The organism is Psychrobacter sp. DAB_AL43B (assembly GCF_900168255.1).
In the GTDB taxonomy this organism is placed as follows: domain Bacteria; phylum Pseudomonadota; class Gammaproteobacteria; order Pseudomonadales; family Moraxellaceae; genus Psychrobacter.
The window spans coordinates 2,983,428-3,000,523 of record NZ_LT799838.1 but is presented as its reverse complement, the minus strand read 5'-3'; the positions used below and the strand labels follow the sequence as shown (position 1 = coordinate 3,000,523).

15 protein-coding genes are annotated in these 17,096 nt (G+C 41.5%); 7 read left to right on the top strand and 8 right to left on the bottom strand.

The annotated features are described in order from the left end of the window. The first annotated feature begins 21 nt into the window (after positions 1-21). Positions 22-1,737 carry a DUF262 domain-containing protein gene (locus tag DABAL43B_RS12770; protein WP_197684659.1) on the top strand — a complete coding sequence of 572 codons (1,716 nt, stop codon included), beginning with the start codon at positions 22-24 and terminating at the stop codon, positions 1,735-1,737. A 92-nt stretch (positions 1,738-1,829) separates the two neighbouring features. Here the strand turns inward: DABAL43B_RS12770 and DABAL43B_RS12765 are convergent, their stop codons facing one another. The 3 genes from DABAL43B_RS12765 to msrA form a co-directional block, all read right to left on the bottom strand. Further along, positions 1,830-2,540 carry a DUF1499 domain-containing protein gene (locus DABAL43B_RS12765; protein WP_079692745.1) on the bottom strand — a complete coding sequence of 237 codons (711 nt, stop codon included), beginning with the start codon at positions 2,538-2,540 and terminating at the stop codon, positions 1,830-1,832. 12 nt (positions 2,541-2,552) lie between these two features. Continuing rightward, entirely contained in the window at positions 2,553-3,251 is a 699-nt protein-coding gene (tmpT, locus tag DABAL43B_RS12760; RefSeq protein ID WP_227516693.1) for a thiopurine S-methyltransferase, read from the bottom strand. Between the two features lie 183 nt (positions 3,252-3,434). Further along, entirely contained in the window at positions 3,435-3,956 is a 522-nt protein-coding gene (msrA, locus tag DABAL43B_RS12755) for a peptide-methionine (S)-S-oxide reductase MsrA (RefSeq protein ID WP_079692744.1), read from the bottom strand. A 215-nt stretch (positions 3,957-4,171) separates the two neighbouring features. Between msrA and cmoA the strand changes: the two genes are divergently transcribed. From cmoA to DABAL43B_RS12740, 3 genes are all read left to right on the top strand, one after another. After that, complete coding sequence (gene cmoA / locus DABAL43B_RS12750) at positions 4,172-4,972, top strand: carboxy-S-adenosyl-L-methionine synthase CmoA (RefSeq protein ID WP_079692743.1); 801 nt, start codon at positions 4,172-4,174, stop codon at positions 4,970-4,972. 83 nt (positions 4,973-5,055) lie between these two features. Then, complete coding sequence (cmoB, locus tag DABAL43B_RS12745) at positions 5,056-6,108, top strand: tRNA 5-methoxyuridine(34)/uridine 5-oxyacetic acid(34) synthase CmoB (protein ID WP_079692742.1); 1,053 nt, start codon at positions 5,056-5,058, stop codon at positions 6,106-6,108. A gap of 43 nt (positions 6,109-6,151) precedes the next feature. Beyond that, positions 6,152-7,336, top strand: coding sequence for a DUF1176 domain-containing protein (locus DABAL43B_RS12740; protein WP_227516692.1), 1,185 nt, complete (start codon positions 6,152-6,154; stop codon positions 7,334-7,336). A 24-nt stretch (positions 7,337-7,360) separates the two neighbouring features. Here DABAL43B_RS12740 and DABAL43B_RS12735 read toward each other — a convergent pair whose 3' ends face one another. Next, positions 7,361-7,579 carry a DUF2788 domain-containing protein gene (locus tag DABAL43B_RS12735; RefSeq protein WP_079692740.1) on the bottom strand — a complete coding sequence of 73 codons (219 nt, stop codon included), beginning with the start codon at positions 7,577-7,579 and terminating at the stop codon, positions 7,361-7,363. Between the two features lie 426 nt (positions 7,580-8,005). On the opposite strand from DABAL43B_RS12735, the gene argS reads away from it, so the two are divergent. From argS to DABAL43B_RS12720, 3 genes are all read left to right on the top strand, one after another. Further along, positions 8,006-9,835: an arginine--tRNA ligase gene (gene argS / locus DABAL43B_RS12730; protein WP_079692739.1), complete on the top strand. Its 1,830-nt coding sequence runs from the start codon at positions 8,006-8,008 to the stop codon at positions 9,833-9,835. A gap of 69 nt (positions 9,836-9,904) precedes the next feature. After that, positions 9,905-10,729: an SPOR domain-containing protein gene (locus tag DABAL43B_RS12725; protein WP_079692738.1), complete on the top strand. Its 825-nt coding sequence runs from the start codon at positions 9,905-9,907 to the stop codon at positions 10,727-10,729. Between the two features lie 102 nt (positions 10,730-10,831). Next, positions 10,832-11,929, top strand: a complete 1,098-nt coding sequence (locus DABAL43B_RS12720; RefSeq protein ID WP_264753823.1) for a PTS transporter subunit IIC — start codon at positions 10,832-10,834, stop codon at positions 11,927-11,929. Between the two features lie 131 nt (positions 11,930-12,060). Here DABAL43B_RS12720 and DABAL43B_RS12715 read toward each other — a convergent pair whose 3' ends face one another. From DABAL43B_RS12715 to clpP, 4 genes are all read right to left on the bottom strand, one after another. After that, positions 12,061-13,047: a c-type cytochrome gene (locus DABAL43B_RS12715; RefSeq protein WP_079692736.1), complete on the bottom strand. Its 987-nt coding sequence runs from the start codon at positions 13,045-13,047 to the stop codon at positions 12,061-12,063. A gap of 473 nt (positions 13,048-13,520) precedes the next feature. Then, positions 13,521-14,540 (bottom strand): SDR family NAD(P)-dependent oxidoreductase, encoded by a 1,020-nt coding sequence (locus tag DABAL43B_RS12710; protein WP_079692735.1) that lies wholly within the window; start codon positions 14,538-14,540, stop codon positions 13,521-13,523. Positions 14,541-14,783: 243 nt separating this feature from the next. Next, complete coding sequence (clpX, locus tag DABAL43B_RS12705) at positions 14,784-16,097, bottom strand: ATP-dependent protease ATP-binding subunit ClpX (protein WP_079692734.1); 1,314 nt, start codon at positions 16,095-16,097, stop codon at positions 14,784-14,786. Positions 16,098-16,308: 211 nt separating this feature from the next. Continuing rightward, positions 16,309-17,004 (bottom strand): ATP-dependent Clp endopeptidase proteolytic subunit ClpP, encoded by a 696-nt coding sequence (gene clpP, locus DABAL43B_RS12700; RefSeq protein WP_079692733.1) that lies wholly within the window; start codon positions 17,002-17,004, stop codon positions 16,309-16,311. Between the last annotated feature and the right edge of the window lie 92 nt (positions 17,005-17,096).

Here is a 17,096-nt window from a genome sequence, read left to right as displayed (position 1 = left end):
TGATTCTTTTAGGAAGAAAGTATGTCAATGAATTTCAACACTACGAACAGCACTTTCCGTCAATTATTAGGTAATGGATTACGTTATAGCGTACCTCCCTTTCAACGTGACTATTCGTGGTCGGACTTAGAATGGGAAGAACTGTGGCAAGATATAGAAGCGTTATTTATAGAAGAGGCTGAATCTGCACATTACATGGGCTATTTGGTACTGCAAACTACAAATAATAAACAGTTTGATATTATTGATGGGCAGCAACGCTTAACGACTCTAAGCATTTTAATACTTGCAGGGCTAAGTTTTCTAAAAGATATGGTGAGTAACAATGTTGATGCTGATCGCAATAGCCAACGTTTACATCAGTTGAAAAATGACTATATTGGCTATACTGATCCAGTTACTCTTATTGAAACACCAATCCTAAAGTTGAATAGACACAATGATAAATACTATCGTAATCATCTAATAACACTAGATAAGCTACCACAACGTGGGTTACATGCGTCTGAACATAGAATCCGCAAAGCTTTTGATTGGTTCAAGAACAAAATTAAGCAGAAGTTTGGGATGGAAATTTCCAGTGGTCAGGATTTTGCTCAGTTTCTAGATGATTTAGTAGATAAGCTATTCTTTACGGTTATTACCGTAAATGATGAACTTAACGCTTTTAAAGTGTTTGAAACACTTAACGCCCGAGGCGTACGTCTTTCTTCTACTGACTTATTAAAAAATTACTTGTTTTCATTAGCTAGTGTTGATGACTTACATGATACTCAAATCAAACACTTAGAAGAACGTTGGGAAAGTATTATCACTTTATTAGGAAATGAAAGTTTTCCTGAGTTTTTACGAGTTTATTGGAATAGTCGTCATAAACTCATACGCAAAACGGATTTATTCAAAACAATTCGTAAGCATATTAGAAATAGAGAAGATGCCTTTAAGTTGGTTAAAGAAATTGAGCTATCAGCTGATGCATATACCGCTCTCAAAGATATACAGGACGCTCGATGGACTGAAGAGTCAAAGCATCTTAAACAGTTAAGTATGTATAGGGTTAAACAGCCTTTTTCAGTATTGCTTGCAAGCTATGAAAAGTTTTTTGAAAGTGATAGAAAAGGATTTTTGTCAATTGTACGTGCGATAAGCATTCTTTCATTTCGTTATAATGTAATTTGTAATAATCCACCTAATGAACAAGAGCGATTTTACAACAGAATAGCAGTTAGTATTGAATCTAACGAGCTCAGCTCAGCACAATTAGTAATTAAAGCGTTAGATGGAATTTATCCTAAGGATGAAGTTTTCAAAAGTGCCTTTGCTGCTAAGCAACTAAAAACTACTGACAATCGTAATAAAAAGATCGTTCGCCATATTCTATGTGAAATTGAAAAAAAAGTCAGTGAAGTTGGTAGAGATGAAAATGATGATAAGTTTAATATTGAACATATCTTACCTGAAAGTCCAGACGATTCTTGGAGTGATATTGACGATACCAAGGTTGACTCAATGACTTATCGATTAGGTAATATGACTTTGTTGGAAACTAGTAGTAATCGTGATGCAGGTAATAAATCCTTTCAAGAAAAATTGATAATTTATTCTGAAAGCAATTTAGTAATGACTCAAGGTTTAGCGAAAATTTATAATAAATGGAACCTTAATAGCATTGAAAGCCGTCAAAAAAAGTTAGCGAACCTAGCAACTAGTATTTGGAAGATTTCAGAATTATCATAAAAATTTAGCAAGCAGTTATTAATTTAATCCTAAAAACTTACGACTTAAAAACTATTTCAACCTTAGGAAACCGAGGTTTTAAAATAGATTTACTATTTTAAAACCTCATCTAACTCTTCAATAAAATCATGAATACGCTCTGCATTTTTACCCAAATCGCTGCCACCAACTCGTGATTTACTGCGAATATCTAACAGACGCTCGTTACCATTATCAGTGATACGTATCATCATATCATCTTTAAAACCAAACCACGCCGTAGTATCTGTTGCTTCAACAATACCTTCGCTAGTATCAGTATTTACTAATTCCCAGCCTAAGTTTTTGGCTACTTGTTCAGCAGCACTTACTAATTCAGCTTTTGATTCTGAGTAGAGAAGCGTTTTTAGTTCTGGGTAACCCTGACGTTGTTGCTCAGCAGTTGCCTCACCAGCATAGGCGACTGGATTGGGTGCGTCAGCTCTTAATGGCGCAATAGCTACAAACTCAGGTGGATTAATTAAATCGGTCGAAATATCATGAATAGGCGGTACGCTTTTACCCTTGCTTAGCATACTAAGTGGCAATCCAATAGCAACCGCGGATAACGCTACGGTGATTGCTACAGTGGCAAGCGTGAGCGTATTGCGCTTGAATATAGCTTGTAATGCGAGCAACACAAGCGCTGCGATAGAGGTAAAAATGCCATATTTAAATCCTGTAAACACCGTAGCTAATTCAATAATGCCATATTTATAAAGCGGCCCTGTCAATACTACTAACAAGAAAGCAATTAGACTGACGAAGCTCACTAAGATTTTCATTAGATTTCTCGCTTACTGTTTATTCAACAACCAAACACACTCTTTTACTGCCAAATCTGGCGCTGCATTCAGAGTAGATTGTTCACTTTCAAGCTCAGTAATTTGATAGTGGCTGGTATAGTACTGCTTAATTTGCTCATTACTGATCGAAAATGGTGGGCCATTCCGTTCATTTTGATCGTAATTGAGCGTCAGCAATAGTTGTGCGGCATAACCACTCAATTGCTGAACTTGTTCGCAATATTTTGGGCGCAACTCTGTGGGCATAGCTATGAGTGCGGCTCTATCGTATACCGCATCGATATTACCAATATTCTCTGGCGTCAGTGCAAAGATGTCGGTAACCCATAACGCTATCGTTTGACCTGAAACTACACCTTTATAGCATTTAATATCTAAACTATGCTCATGTTCAATTATTGTAGGTGAGATGCCTTGTTCAATAAAAAACTCTTGTACGGCGGATTCGACTAATTCAATACCTACAACGTTGTAGCCTTGGTTTATCAGCCATAGCATGTCAATTGATTTACCGCATAAAGGTACAAAGACCCGGCTACCTGCTGGCAAGTCCAAAGTGGAGAAGTATTTAATCAATAATGGATTGACCTCCGGTTGATTAAATCCAATTCGCTTGTTCTGCCAACGTTCTTGCCAAAATTCAGGATTCATATTATTACCTTTATTAATGATATTTTTGGTGTCAAGCATCTTCTGTTTCGTACGCCTTTACAGTTACTTGCCTTTTTCCAATCTACGTTAATACTAACCTTAATAGTAGCCGATAAAAAGGCCAAGCATATTAGTACTTGGCCTTTTATGAAAGATTTGGATTACAGGTTAAATTAAAAATTTTAACTATCCATTTAACCTATTGTTTAGCTGATCATCATTCTAGTTCGTCATATACTGACTAAACTCTTTGCGTAATTTGGCAAGCTTAGGCGGAATGGCAAAGTTACAGTAAGCTTGACCAGGGTTTCTGTTGAAAAAGTCTTGATGAGCTTCTTCAGCTTCATAGAACTCAATTGCAGGATGTACCTCAGTAACGATATTAAGCCCCATATCTCGTAGCTTATTGATGGTGCGATCGATGGTTGGCTTTTGTGCTTCATCCGTGTAATACACGACGCTGCGGTATTGGCTGCCGACATCATTACCTTGACGGTCCTTAGTGGTAGGATCGTGCGTACCAAAGAAGACATCAAGTAGCACTTCTAGCGGTAGAACAGACTCATCAAAGGTGATGTTAATCACTTCGACGTGTCCTGTATTGCCGCCACATACCGCCTGATAATTAGCCGTGGCTGACTCGCCGCCCATATATCCTGATACTACTGACTGTACACCTTTTAGGGCTAAAAATACGGATTCGGTGCACCAAAAGCAGCCACCGCCTAATATAATATTTTGCATAGTTCTTCCTATTTTTATAACTGTAAAATATGAGCTAAGCATGTTTTGCGATTATAGTTTGCTCAGCGATATACATTTAGACTAACAGGGCAGTTGCCCGCTATAAGTAACAAACAGTAATGTTATAATGTGCTTTTGCTACGTTGAGCAGCTCTCGATTAATAGCATCAAACAAAACTGATAAATACTTCTAATCTAAGTTCTACTATTAAAGAATGAGTCGCACCATGAGCCAATCTAAGCCTGCTATTATTAAACACGATACCCTATTTGACAAACCGTTCACTACACCACTAGACAAAGCGGCGCGCTTTTCCTTTGATGAGCAAGTGGTGGCTTGTTTTCCAGATATGATCCGTCGTAGCGTACCGGGTTATGGTCAAGTGCTTGCGATGCTGCCGATATTTGCTCGTCGTCATTGTAAGTATCGTCAACAGGGTGATAGTGGTCAGCGTGTCAGCCGTATTTATGATTTGGGCTGCTCGCTTGGTGCGGCAAGCATGACTTTAGCTGGCGAGTTTGAGCCGCAAGATTTACAAATTAAAGCGATTGATATATCGCCGGCGATGACCACTGAAGCAACTATCTTACTGAGTGATAATTATCCTGAGCACGATATAGAAGTTATCACTGCTGATATTCGTAATGTTGAGCTTGAGCCATGTGATATGGTGATTTTAAATTTAACTTTACAGTTTTTACCAGCTGCCGATAGAGTAGCAGTGCTAGAGAAGGTTTATGCCGCATTAAGCGAAGGCGGCATACTGGTATTGACTGAAAAAACTCATGCTTTTGATGAGCAGTATGATGCGTGGTTGGTTGAGCGTTATTATGACTTTAAACGCGCCAATGGTTATACCGAGATGGAAATCAGTGGCAAACGTAATGCGCTAGAAAACGTCCTCATTACCGATACTTTAGATGAGCATCATACACGTTTGTCACAAGTTGGTTTTGAGCGTCATCTTACTTGGTTTCAATTTTTAAACTTTGTCTCTATTGTGGCGTTTAAATAATATTTACGCGACATGTAAATAACGCTTAGCTTTTTTAAATTATATCTCACACTATCTTTCGATCAACACGGTAATCCGCTTTTATGCTTAACGACACTATTCTCCACGCTGAACGTGAACTGTATTTAACCTTGTTGACACTGGCGCAGCAACAGCCCATGGCTTATGAGTGGCTCAAGCAGTTACCAACGTGGTTAAATGATATAAAAGACAAAGCCAATTATGCCCATGCGCCTGCTTATCAAGCGTCGGTAGCACGATTGCCAAAATTAACGGTCGATAATGTACAGTTAGATAGCGATATATTGACAGTCAATGCACAGTTGAGTGACTCTGAGCGTAAACAAGCAACTGCTTTGTTAAAGCAACTGATGCCGTGGCGTAAAGGACCTTTTCAAATTGGTAGTAGCCAAAATGAAGGGGAGCAAGCCGAGCCAATTTTCATCGATACCGAATGGCACAGTGATTGGAAGTGGCAACGAGTTGCGCCGCATTTGGGCAATTTAAAAGGCCGTCGCGTATTAGATGTAGGCGGTGGCTCAGGTTATCATGGTTGGCGTATGGCAGGCGCAGGAGCGGATACGGTTATTATTATTGATCCGTCGTGCTTGTTTTATCATCAGTTTATGGCGATTCGTCATTTTGTCGGTAGCGCCGATGCTCATGACACAGGCAGCTATCGTACCCATTATATTCCGGTGCCACTGGAGGCTTTACCTGAGAATAGTCAGCTGTTCGACACAGTATTTAGTATGGGCGTGCTCTATCATCGCCAGTCGCCATTTGAGCATCTGCAACAGCTGAAAGGACAATTGGTCAAAGGTGGCGAGCTGGTGCTTGAAACTTTAGTGATTGAAGGCGATGCTAATACCGTACTGGTGCCACATGACCGTTATGCGCAGATGAATAATGTGTATTTTTTACCCTCTGTAGCGGCGCTTATTGGCTGGCTAGAGAAAGCTGGGTTTACAGAAGTGCGCTGCGTCGATGTGGCAGTGACCTCGACCGATGAGCAGCGCAAAACGGAATGGATGAACTACCATTCACTAGTAGACTTCTTAGATCCTACTGATGCAACAAAGACCATCGAAGGCTATCCTGCTCCCATGCGTGCAACGATCGTTGCAAAAAAATAGCACTTATGACGGCAGGCGGTCATAAAAACAAGGAGAAGAGATTGTGAAAATATCGACTACTGTGATTATGATTGCTGGCAGCTTGTTATCTGTACCTGCGATGGCAGATGATGCTTATGGCACGCCGTTTGAAGGTTGGGGTTTTGTCAAAGACGACTGGCAACTGGTATGTGATAATACCTTGACTTGCCGAGCAGCAGGTTATGCAGATGAAGGTTTGGTATCTGAAGAAATACTGTCAGCTAGTATATTGTTGACGGTCGTAGCCGGTGAAAAACTGCCTAGTGCAGAAGTTATTTTGAGTAGCGAGGACTATGATGAGCAAGAAAAATTAGTGAGTGATCAACTATCAAAAAATACTGACAATGTTGAGCTGTCATTAAATGATAAATCTTATGGTATTGTGCAGTTTTCAGCTGACGGAAAAGGGCAGTTAAGTCGCACCCAACTACAGCAACTGCTCAAACTTGCTAACCAGAATACTAAGATACAGTTCACGTCAGGGGTTTATAAGTGGCAAGTATCGGATAAAGGGTTGGCGGCGATATTGCTAAAACTTGACGAAGTACAAGGTCGCGTAGGTACGCCGCTAGCATTTATCAGCAAAAACAATCCCAATCGACAAACACCTAAAAAAGCGCTGAAAATACCTATCGTTAAAAAAGACTATAGCTATCTAGACGATGCCGCGCTAGAAGCAGGTAAGCAAGCGCTCGACCCAAAAAAACTGGCGTACTTTCAAGCAAATATAAATCGCTGGGTCGATATTGATTCTGAGCAGTTTATAGGCTCTGAAGATACGACGGATGATTGTGAGCTTATAAATCCTAAAAGTGAGTCTTCTATCAACCTAGCAAAATATTCTAGTAATAATCTTGATTGGGATTTTACACCCGTTAATGCTAATTATACCTTGGCCAGTCACCTCTGTTGGCGAGGTGCCTATAATATGGGTGCAGGATTTTGGCTGATAAATCATGCTAAGCCAAGTAAGCCAGAACTGATTACGACATCAGCGAGTGATTACTCTGATGGTGAAATTTCTGCTTTTCACAAGGATAGAGGGATAGGTGACTGCTGGAATAGCCAGACATGGGTATGGAATGGCAAAACCTTTGCACTAACGGAAGATTCCAGTACAGGGATGTGCCGAGGTTTCGCCGGTGGCGCATGGAATTTGCCAACTTACACCAGTGAAGTCATAAGAAGTGATAACAAGGTTCAGTGAGTCGTAGTGGTACTTAAGCGGTACTTAGATAAACCACTTGTTAAAAGCCATTTCTAACAAGACCTTTAAGATAAAACCGATAAAACCAGCACCGAGGGCCAAAAACATCCAAAAGGTACCGGCACGACCAGCGCCAGACTGTTTTGATAAGTCCCAAATAATAAAAAATAAGAAGGCAATAAAGACGGGCAATAAAATGTAAAGTCCCCAGCTGGTGACGGTACTGGCAGCAATAGCAAACATAATTTTATCCTGTATAGAAAGTAGTAAAGTATCACGTTCTCTATTAGTTATTTTTATGACTTTTTAATGAAATACTTACAAATAGTTGAATAAGCATTCAAGAGTCACGATATGTAGAGAAAGTAGGCAATAAATGGCGTTATTATAACGCGGAATAGGCTAGGTATGAATATTTCGCCAACCTCAGGCAACAGGAACGCTACAATAGCTCTGACCCGCAAGTCATTTGGCGCTTATAATAGTGATCAAAAGCAGCCATCAAATAAAAGTCGTGACCATCAACTATAATAGTTAGCATTTTATGGCTATTTTTGGTTCAAATAGTGCAATACCACGTAAAGGTTGTTATATTTATAGGTTACTTATCTTTTCTTCTTATTTTATATCCCATTAATTTTTTGTTTATTTATCTGAGTTTATAGTCCTATGTCACAAGCCCAAATTGATACGCTCGCCTCACTGTTTGACAGTGCGATTCAAGTTCTAAAAACTGACGGCGAACTACCGGCTGATTGGCAAAACAATAGCCAAATTACGCGTACTAAAGATGCCAGCCATGGTGACTTTGCGAGCAATATCGCCCTGACGGCCGCCAAAGCCGCTAAAGCCAATCCACGCCAGCTCGCTGAAAAAATCGTTAATGCGTTGCCTGAAAATCAAGATATCCGCCAAGTAGAAATCGCCGGTCCAGGATTCATCAATGTATTCTTAAATAGCGACGCCAAGTTTGCCGTTTTAGATGATATTTTTAATCTGCAAGAACGCTTTGGTTTAAGCAAGCAGTTTGAAGGGCAAAAAGTACAAGTTGAATTTGTCTCTGCCAATCCAACGTCGAGCTTGCACGTCGGTCATGGGCGCGGTGCTGCATTTGGTATGAGCGTGTCAAACTTGCTTGAAGCGGTTGGCTATGACGTCACGCGTGAATATTATGTCAATGATGCTGGTCGGCAGATGGATATCCTAGCCACCAGTACTTATTTGCGTTACTTAGAAATTAATAACGAAACAGTCATCTTCCCATCAAACGCGTATGTCGGTGACTATGTCCGCGATATCGCAGCAACGCTAAAAGCGCAGCATGGTGATAGCTACGTACATAGCTTCGCAGAAGTTGCTAAAGATGTGGCAGAAGATGCGCAATATGAGATAAATGCCGATGGCGAAAAAATACTGCTATCAGGTGATAAAGAAGCCCATATCGACGGTCTGATTGCCAATAGCAAAATACTACTTGGTGAAAGCTATGAGCTATTTTTAAATGCAGCATTGAATAGTATTTTGGCTGACATCAAAGACGATCTAAATGACTTCGGTGTAAGCTACCAATGCTGGTTTAGCGAAAGATCGATTGATAGTGAGATTGAGCCAGTCTTACAGATTTTAGATGACAAAGGCTATCTGTACGAAAAAGACGGTAATATTTGGTTTAAATCGACTGATTTTGGTGATGAAAAAGACCGTGTAGTACGCCGCGCTAATGGGCAAAGTACGTATTTTGCTTCTGATATCGCTTATCATAAAAATAAGTTCGATCGCGGTTTTGACAAGGTCATTAATGTTTGGGGCGCAGACCATCATGGTTATGTGCCACGTGTAAAAGCTGCCTTGTTGGCGCTTGGTATCGATGCTGATCGTCTTGATGTGGTACTGGTACAATTTGTGGCATTATGGCGCGGTAGCGAAAAAGTGCAAATGTCATCACGTTCTGGAAAATTTGTCACCTTACGTGAGCTGCGTCATGAAGTTGGTAACGACGCGGCGCGTTTTTACTATGTCGCACGTAAGCCTGAAGTGCATGTTGATTTTGATTTAGAGCTTGCCAAATCACAAAGTAAAGACAATTTGGTTTACTACATTCAGTATGCGCATGCGCGCGTTTGCCGCGTCCTTGAGAAATTGGTTAGCAGTGGCTTAGGTGTTGATGATGCTATTGGTGCCGAGCAGCAGCAGTTACTCACTGCGCCTAGCGAAGATGAGCTGATTAAATTGCTTGCTGCTTATCCAGCTACTTTGCTACGCTCAGCGACAGGCTATGAGCCGCATATATTGACCAACTATCTTAAAGAATTAGCCGCACTATTTCATGGTTGGTACGACGGCAATCGCATCCTCCCGGTGAGTCTGACTTCAGGCGAAACACCGAGCCAAGAAGAAATTGATATGATGCAAGCCCGTCTACGCTTGTCTAAAGCAGTACGGCAAGTATTGAGCAATGGGCTTGGTTTATTAGGGTTATCTGCACCGTCTAGCATGTAAGATAAAAGCAGACGATTGATAGTAATAATTCGACAATGACAGATATATTCAGTAGGGAGAACGAGATCCATGTTAGCCAAAAAACCAAAAGGTGCCACTGAAAAGCGCAAGACGAGTAGTGTGTCAGGCTTATTATGGATGTTTGTTGGAGCGGTTCTAACGCTCATGATTGGGGTGTTTTTATACCTTTCACCATTGTTTAACTTTAGTCCTGGTGATAGCGCTGCTGGTACGGATCCTGATAAACAAATACAGCAAAGAGTCGATACGGATACTGATAATGGTGATTATGAGTTCTACGATATTTTACCCAATCAAGAGATGGCGACTATCCCTGATGAAGATTTCGGTAACACAGAAAACGGTCAAATAGGTCAAATCACAGATTTCGAACCTGATGTCGTTGTTAATCAATCTGAAAGTACTACCCCGAATAGTAACGATGATACCGGTAATTTTGGTATCTCTGAAAACACGACTATTGAACCCAGCCGCGGCAACAACGCTGCTACTGGCAATAACAGCGATGATATTGTCATTGTTGAAGAAGATGCGACTTACGATGGAACGCCAGCTACTAGCAATACGGCTGCTGGCTCAAACAGAACAAACACGGCGAATGCAGGTAACGCGAGCATACAGCCAGCCAAACCTGCTGCGACTTATATTTTGCAAATCAACAGCTTTGGTGATGCGGACGAAGCGGATCGTCGCCGTGCGCAAGTGCTTATGGCAGGTGTTGATGCTAGAGTGGTGAAGAACACCACTGGTAATGGCTTGCCTATTTATCAGGTAATTTCGCGCCCGATGAATAACCGCCAAGCAGTTGCTACTGCGCAGCAACGATTACAAAATAATGGTATTGATTCTATTATTGTTGAGCAGCGTCGTTAGGATTGGTATTTTGGTGTGGTCTATCAAATAAAAAGCGTCACAACGACGCTTTTTTTATCCCTTTTTTTTAGAACATCCTATCAAACTTCATATAAGAGCATAATGATGACTGTCACTCATTCAGAAACTGTACCCGTCGGTATGATGAAAGCTTTCTTTCAAAAATACTTTATCGATGCCTTTACTGGCATGGCATTGGGACTTTTCGTGACCCTAATTGCTGGTCTTATTATCTCGCAAATCGGTGGCTGGCTAAATATACCAGCATTGATTGCGGTTGGTAAGCTGGCATCAGTATTGATGGGCGCGGGCATCGGTGTGGGCATCGCTTATTATCTCAAAGCACCAACCTTAGTGATGCTCAGTTGCTTAGTGGCGGGGATGTTGGGCGCACATTCCGAAGCGCTGATGGCGGGGACGTTATTTACACCGCAAGTAGGCGGCCCTGCAACGTTTGTTGCGCTGCCTGGCAATCCGATTGGGGCTTATCTGACGTCAGTTTTCGCTTATCGGGCTGGTACATGGGTCGCTGGCAAGACTAAGCTCGATATTTTACTAGTACCGTTATTGGTATGCGCAGTGGCGTTGGCAGTTTGCGCCCTGCTTAATCCGCCTGTTGTTGCGGCTGTCAATGCGATTGGTCAAGGCATTCAAGCAGCAACGACCCTTCAGCCATTATTGATGGGTATTGTGATTGCTGTAGTGGTGGGTATTTTGCTGACCATGCCGACATCTAGCGCTGCTATTTGTATTGCTATTGGACTTGGTGGCGTAGCAGGTGGGGCAGCGGTAGTCGGCTGTGCAGCGCATATGATAGGTTTTGCGGTAGCAAGTTATAAAGATAATGGCATCAGCGGCGTGATATCTCAGGGTTTGGGAACCAGTATGCTACAGATTCCCAATGTCCTCAAAAAGCCTATCGTTTTATTACCCGCAGTCGTAGCAAGTGCTGTCGTTGGTCCTATCGCGACCGTCGGTTTTGGGCTGGCATGTACGGCTACAGGAGCCGGTATGGGTACCGCCGGATTGGTCGGCGTGTTTGGTGTGATTGAAGCGTCACAAGAGATTATGAGCACGGGGCAGTTATGGACGGCGATTATTTTATTGATGTTTGTATTACCCGCTGTGATTGCTGGTATGGTGGCTTATATAATGCGCCGAGTTGGTTGGTTGGTCGATGGTGATATGAAACTGCCTTAGGTTGTTTATGCACAACGCTCCATGCTTAAAATTATCCTAATGATGACTCATAAAAAAGCCCAACTATTTAAACAGCTGGGCTTTCTTTATTCTATCTTTTATACAGGATTTATTTATAAAAGCTTTTAAAATTAACGACGCACATCTTTAGGTGCATCGCCGTTTGGCCAATCTTTATCTTTATTGGCTTTTACAGGGCGAGGCAAGTGGGTAAAGTAAGCAGCAATATCGACCGCTTCTTGATCAGTTAATGAGTTGCCTTGACCAAATGGCATTTTACCTTTGATAAATGCAGCGGCAGTATAGGTACGTGCCATACCGGCACCATCATTGAATGACTTATCGCCGGCAACCGCTGGATAGATATAAGTACCATCGTCATTGTATTGGCCTTCACCTTCAACGCCATGACAGACGGTACATTTCTCTGCAAATAGTTTTTTACCATTATCAGTATTTGGCTCTAAGTTTTTATCAACTTTAACAAAGCCGCGGCCTTCAGGTGACACACCAAACGGCATATCTTGTGACAGCCAGCTCATGTAAGAAACCATCGCATTCATATCATCTGAAGCTAGATCAAGTGCTTTACCATTCATTGAACGCTCAAAACAACCATTAATTCGCTCTTGTATCGTATTGACGCGACCAGCGCGCGTACGATAAATGGGATAAATACTTGGCATGTTATTCCAAGGTGCAGCATAGGCCTCTGAGCCTTTGCCTAGGTGACAGCTGGTACAGTTAAGCTGATTACCGACGTTATCTGGCATTTCTTTGTAGGTATTGGTAGCGATTAGTAGACCACGGCGTACCGCTGCGCCATATTCGTCATCAGGAATAGTAGATTCGTCCGGCATTTTGATAGAAGGTTTGCCAGCTGCTGTAGCGTCGCCCCCTGCGCTAGCAGTCGTGTCATTGGCAGCTGGCATACTACCTTTTAATGTATCGGCATATGCCTGAAGGTCTTTTACCCTTGCTATTGCTGCTGCTTCTTCGACACGGTCAACCGCTTTGACTTCATTACTATCGCTACAGCCGGTCACACTGGCTGCACTAATCGCAAAAATGGTGGCTATTAAAAAGGAGGAGGACTTGGCGCGAGGGAATGTTTTCATTAGAATATCCTTATCTTAAAAAATAATATGTAAATCTGAATTTATATGATAGTTTAGTTGCCATAATGGCAAAAATAACTTTTTATTTCGAATAGATAGAATGCTCATAGTGCCAAGAACAAGGGCAATGATTAGAACAATGACAAGTATGCTTAGGCATTCGTAGCACTCTTATTCAATAATCAGCCTAACTCTACCTATCAAAATATAACAAGTAATTAATCTGTAAGTTGCTAGTAACATAATTGTACCAAATACAAATACGTAAAGTGTTTCAAAATTAAAAATAATAGCCGATTTAGTAAATTAAAGATAAAATTAGGTATATTGCCTATTATCAAGTGCCTATTATTTATAAAGTGTTTATTATTTTAATGATTAAAAAAGGGCTTAAACGTTATCTGCGTTTAAGCCCTTTTTGTATGGATGTTCTTTATCATTGCTTGTTGAGCTCTAAGTTATTTAGCTTCAAGTTATTTAGCAATAACCGCCTTACGGACAGTAGTTTTTGTATGGTTTTTACCTTTTAACTTCCGAGAAATTTTATTGATGTCATTGAGCACTTTGCTATAACGTGCTGGGAACGCACGCTGGACAGCATCCATCATTTTGGCATCATTTCCAATCAAGCAGCGCGGCTGGTTCGTCGCTGCGGCATGCAAAATAACCCAAGCGGCCTCGCTGGCATCAAATTTTAAAAACTTATTAAAACTACTAATGGCTTTGCTGCCGCCGCGCATACCGATATCTTTGATGCTGTCATTACCACGCGCGCTATTGGCGATGTTGGTTTTAATACCACCAGGGTGAATACAGGTTGCTGACACACCGCAATGCTGAATATCTAGCTCTTGGCGCAAACTCTCGGTAAAGCCACGTACGGCAAATTTACTGGCGTTATAGGCAGATTGTGAAGGCTGAGCAGTCAAACCAAAGAGGCTTGAGATATTGACGATATGACCATGTTCTTTAAACTGGCGACATTTATTATCTTTATTGGCAAATTCGCTTTCTTTGACGCTATTTTTAATTAACGGCAAAAATGCTTTAGTGCCATAGACTACGCCCCAAAAATTGATATCCATTACCCATTCAAGTTCGCTAATGCTACTGCCTTCGACCGTCGAATACAGCGCTACGCCTGCATTATTAAAGATAAAATTCACTTTGCCATGCTCTGCCATGACATTATCAGCCCAAGCCTCAACGGCTTTGTTATCTGAGACATCGAGTACCGTGGTAGTCGCTTTAATATCGTAACCAACGAGCAGCTCTTTGGTTTGTATTAGCTGTTCAGCGTTGATATCAGATAACGCCACATGACAGCCCATTTTGGCTAAATGAATGGCAAGCTGACGTCCCATACCAGATCCTGCACCCGTAATAGCAGCGACATGGTTATGATAATAAGGAGCAATGTCATGGTGTGTATTGGTAGAAAAAGGCAAGTGTTGACGTAGTGAGGTTGCTATAGCAGATACGTTATTAAGCATGATAAACAGTCCTTTGTCTCATTAATAATATTGGTAAATAATTGAGATTTACCGATATTTCTACCTTAGCATGATTTATGATGAGGACTGATGGCGATTGATAAACGCCGCTGTCATTTTTATCCAGTACATTGGCTGCAATAAAAAAATGAAAAAATAAGCAGACATAAAAAGAGCGTCTAGCATAAGATATGCTAGACGCTACTAATTTAATGACAGTTTTAATAAAGCAAATAAGACCCTTTAAGCGTCTATTGCTATCTGTTCTGAGTCATCGTTAGAGAAGGTGATTTCAGGGATTTTACCTTCGTTAATTACTTGCTCATCAACGAGTACTGTCTTAGCATCTTTCATAGAAGGCAGCTCATACATCGTCTCAAGAAGGGCATTTTCAACGATAGAGCGCAGTCCACGAGCACCAGTTTTGCGTGCCATGGCTTTTTTAGCAATCGCATCAAGCGCTTCTTTGGTAAAAGTAATGTCAGCGCCTTCCATATCAAACAGATACTTATACTGCTTAACCAAGGCGTTTTTTGGTTCTGTCAATATTTGAACCAACGCATCTTCGTCAAGCTCTGTGAGAGCGGCAAGGACAGGAAGACGACCGATTAGCTCAGGAATAAGCCCAAACTTAATCAAATCTTCAGGCTCTACTTGTTGCAGCAGCTCTGAGCTACGTTTACTATCGTCTTTTGAGCTCACATCGGCATTAAAGCCAATGCCTGTTTTTTCCGTACGCTGCTGAATGACTTTATCAAGGCCAGCAAATGCGCCACCAACGATAATCAAGATATTGCTGGTATCGACTTGGATCAGCTCTTGCTGTGGATGCTTACGACCACCGTGTGGTGGGATAGCAGCAACCGTACCTTCGATAAGCTTTAGCAAAGCTTGCTGAACGCCTTCGCCTGACACATCACGTGTGATAGAAGGGTTATCGCCTTTTTTGCTGATCTTATCAATCTCGTCGATATAGATGATGCCTTGTTCCGCTTTACTGACATCATAATCTGATGCTTGTAATAGCTTTTGCACGATGTTTTCAACGTCTTCGCCGACATAACCTGCTTCGGTCAAAGTCGTCGCATCTGCCATCGCAAAAGGCACATCGAGTAGACGTGCTAAGGTTTGAGCAAGTAATGTCTTACCAGAACCGGTTGGACCAATCAGCAAGATGTTGCTTTTCGACAATTCAACCATCGCATCATCAGCACCGATCTTAGCTTTTTTGCTGTCATTGGCTAAGGTTTGGCTAACTTTTAGACGCTTATAATGATTATAAACGGCAACAGCCAAGGCTTTCTTGGCAGCATCCTGTCCGATGACGTACTCATCAAGCTTGGCACGCAATTCTTTTGGCGTTGGTAGCTTTTTATTGACCCAAGAAGTATCAATGTCGTTATCGTCATCACCATTTTCGTCAGTGTCGGCAATGAGGTCAGTACATAGCTCAATACATTCATTACAGATATTGGCATCGTCAGCAGCAATCAGCTGCTTCACTTCACTTTTTTCTTTGCCGCAAAACGAGCATTGCGGGGTATTATCTTCTGCCATAAAAGGCGCTCCTAAAATTTAATGCTTATAAATATTCTGAATGTCTACGTCGATACTTGAGTGTGCTGCCCTTGAGTTTAAATAGGGCAGAGCACCCAAGCATCGCGGCTTATCAAGGCTCTTATACGGTTACTAATATGGTAACTATGATAGTCACTATTTATGGTGACTATAAAACAGTGACTATAAAACAGTGACTATAAAACAGTGACTATAAAGAAGCAGGACGACGCTCTAATACTTCATCGATCAGACCATATTCTTTGGCTTCTTTAGCATCTAGCCAATAATCACGCTCGACGTCTCTTTCAATTTTCTCTACCGGTTGCCCAGTACGCTCAGCCAAAATTTCGTTTAAGCGAGCACGAGTTTTTAGGATTTCACGCGCATTAATTTCGATATCGGTTGCTTGACCTTGCGCACCGCCTGAAGGCTGGTGAATCATCACGCGAGCGTTGGCTAATGCGTAACGTTTACCTTTCTCACCAGCGGCCAATAGGAATGAACCCATGCTGTAAGCACCGCCCATACAAATGGTCGATACTTCAGGTTTGATAAAGTTCATGGTATCAAAAATAGCCAAACCTGCACTGACTGAGCCGCCTGGTGAATTGATATATAAATGAATGTCTTTATCAGGGTTTTCAGCTTCTAAAAATAGCAACTGCGCCACAATAAGATTGGCCATATGGTCTTCGACTTGACCGGTCAAAAAGATAACACGCTCACGCAATAGGCGTGAAAAAATATCAAACGAGCGTTCACCACGTGCTGACTGCTCAACCACCATAGGAACCAATGCGCTTTGAGGGGCGCTCTGAGTATATTGCATGCTTTGAGCATCGTTGTGTGCACTCATCAACATATCAAAATGCGGGTTGGCAGTGATGCGATCATAATCTGTCATAAAAATATCCTGTTTATAAATATAAAAGATAAAGGGTAGAGGCTTGCAAATCGTTAATTTTTATTGGTGTTTATCATTGTAAACATTGCTGG

Coding starts and splice junctions, on each gene's coding strand:
- DABAL43B_RS12715 (WP_079692736.1), bottom strand. CDS start 13,047: ATGAAAACATTCCCTCGCGCCAAGTCCTCCTCCTTTTTAATAGCCACC.
- clpP (WP_079692733.1), bottom strand. CDS start 17,004: ATGACAGATTATGATCGCATCACTGCCAACCCGCATTTTGATATGTTG.
- cmoA (WP_079692743.1), top strand. CDS start 4,172: ATGAGTCGCACCATGAGCCAATCTAAGCCTGCTATTATTAAACACGAT.
- cmoB (WP_079692742.1), top strand. CDS start 5,056: ATGCTTAACGACACTATTCTCCACGCTGAACGTGAACTGTATTTAACC.
- DABAL43B_RS12765 (WP_079692745.1), bottom strand. CDS start 2,540: ATGAAAATCTTAGTGAGCTTCGTCAGTCTAATTGCTTTCTTGTTAGTA.
- DABAL43B_RS12725 (WP_079692738.1), top strand. CDS start 9,905: ATGTTAGCCAAAAAACCAAAAGGTGCCACTGAAAAGCGCAAGACGAGT.
- DABAL43B_RS12770 (WP_197684659.1), top strand. CDS start 22: ATGTCAATGAATTTCAACACTACGAACAGCACTTTCCGTCAATTATTA.
- DABAL43B_RS12720 (WP_264753823.1), top strand. CDS start 10,832: ATGATGACTGTCACTCATTCAGAAACTGTACCCGTCGGTATGATGAAA.
- tmpT (WP_227516693.1), bottom strand. CDS start 3,251: ATGCTTGACACCAAAAATATCATTAATAAAGGTAATAATATGAATCCT.
- argS (WP_079692739.1), top strand. CDS start 8,006: ATGTCACAAGCCCAAATTGATACGCTCGCCTCACTGTTTGACAGTGCG.
- clpX (WP_079692734.1), bottom strand. CDS start 16,097: ATGGCAGAAGATAATACCCCGCAATGCTCGTTTTGCGGCAAAGAAAAA.
- DABAL43B_RS12735 (WP_079692740.1), bottom strand. CDS start 7,579: ATGTTTGCTATTGCTGCCAGTACCGTCACCAGCTGGGGACTTTACATT.
- msrA (WP_079692744.1), bottom strand. CDS start 3,956: ATGCAAAATATTATATTAGGCGGTGGCTGCTTTTGGTGCACCGAATCC.
- DABAL43B_RS12710 (WP_079692735.1), bottom strand. CDS start 14,540: ATGCTTAATAACGTATCTGCTATAGCAACCTCACTACGTCAACACTTG.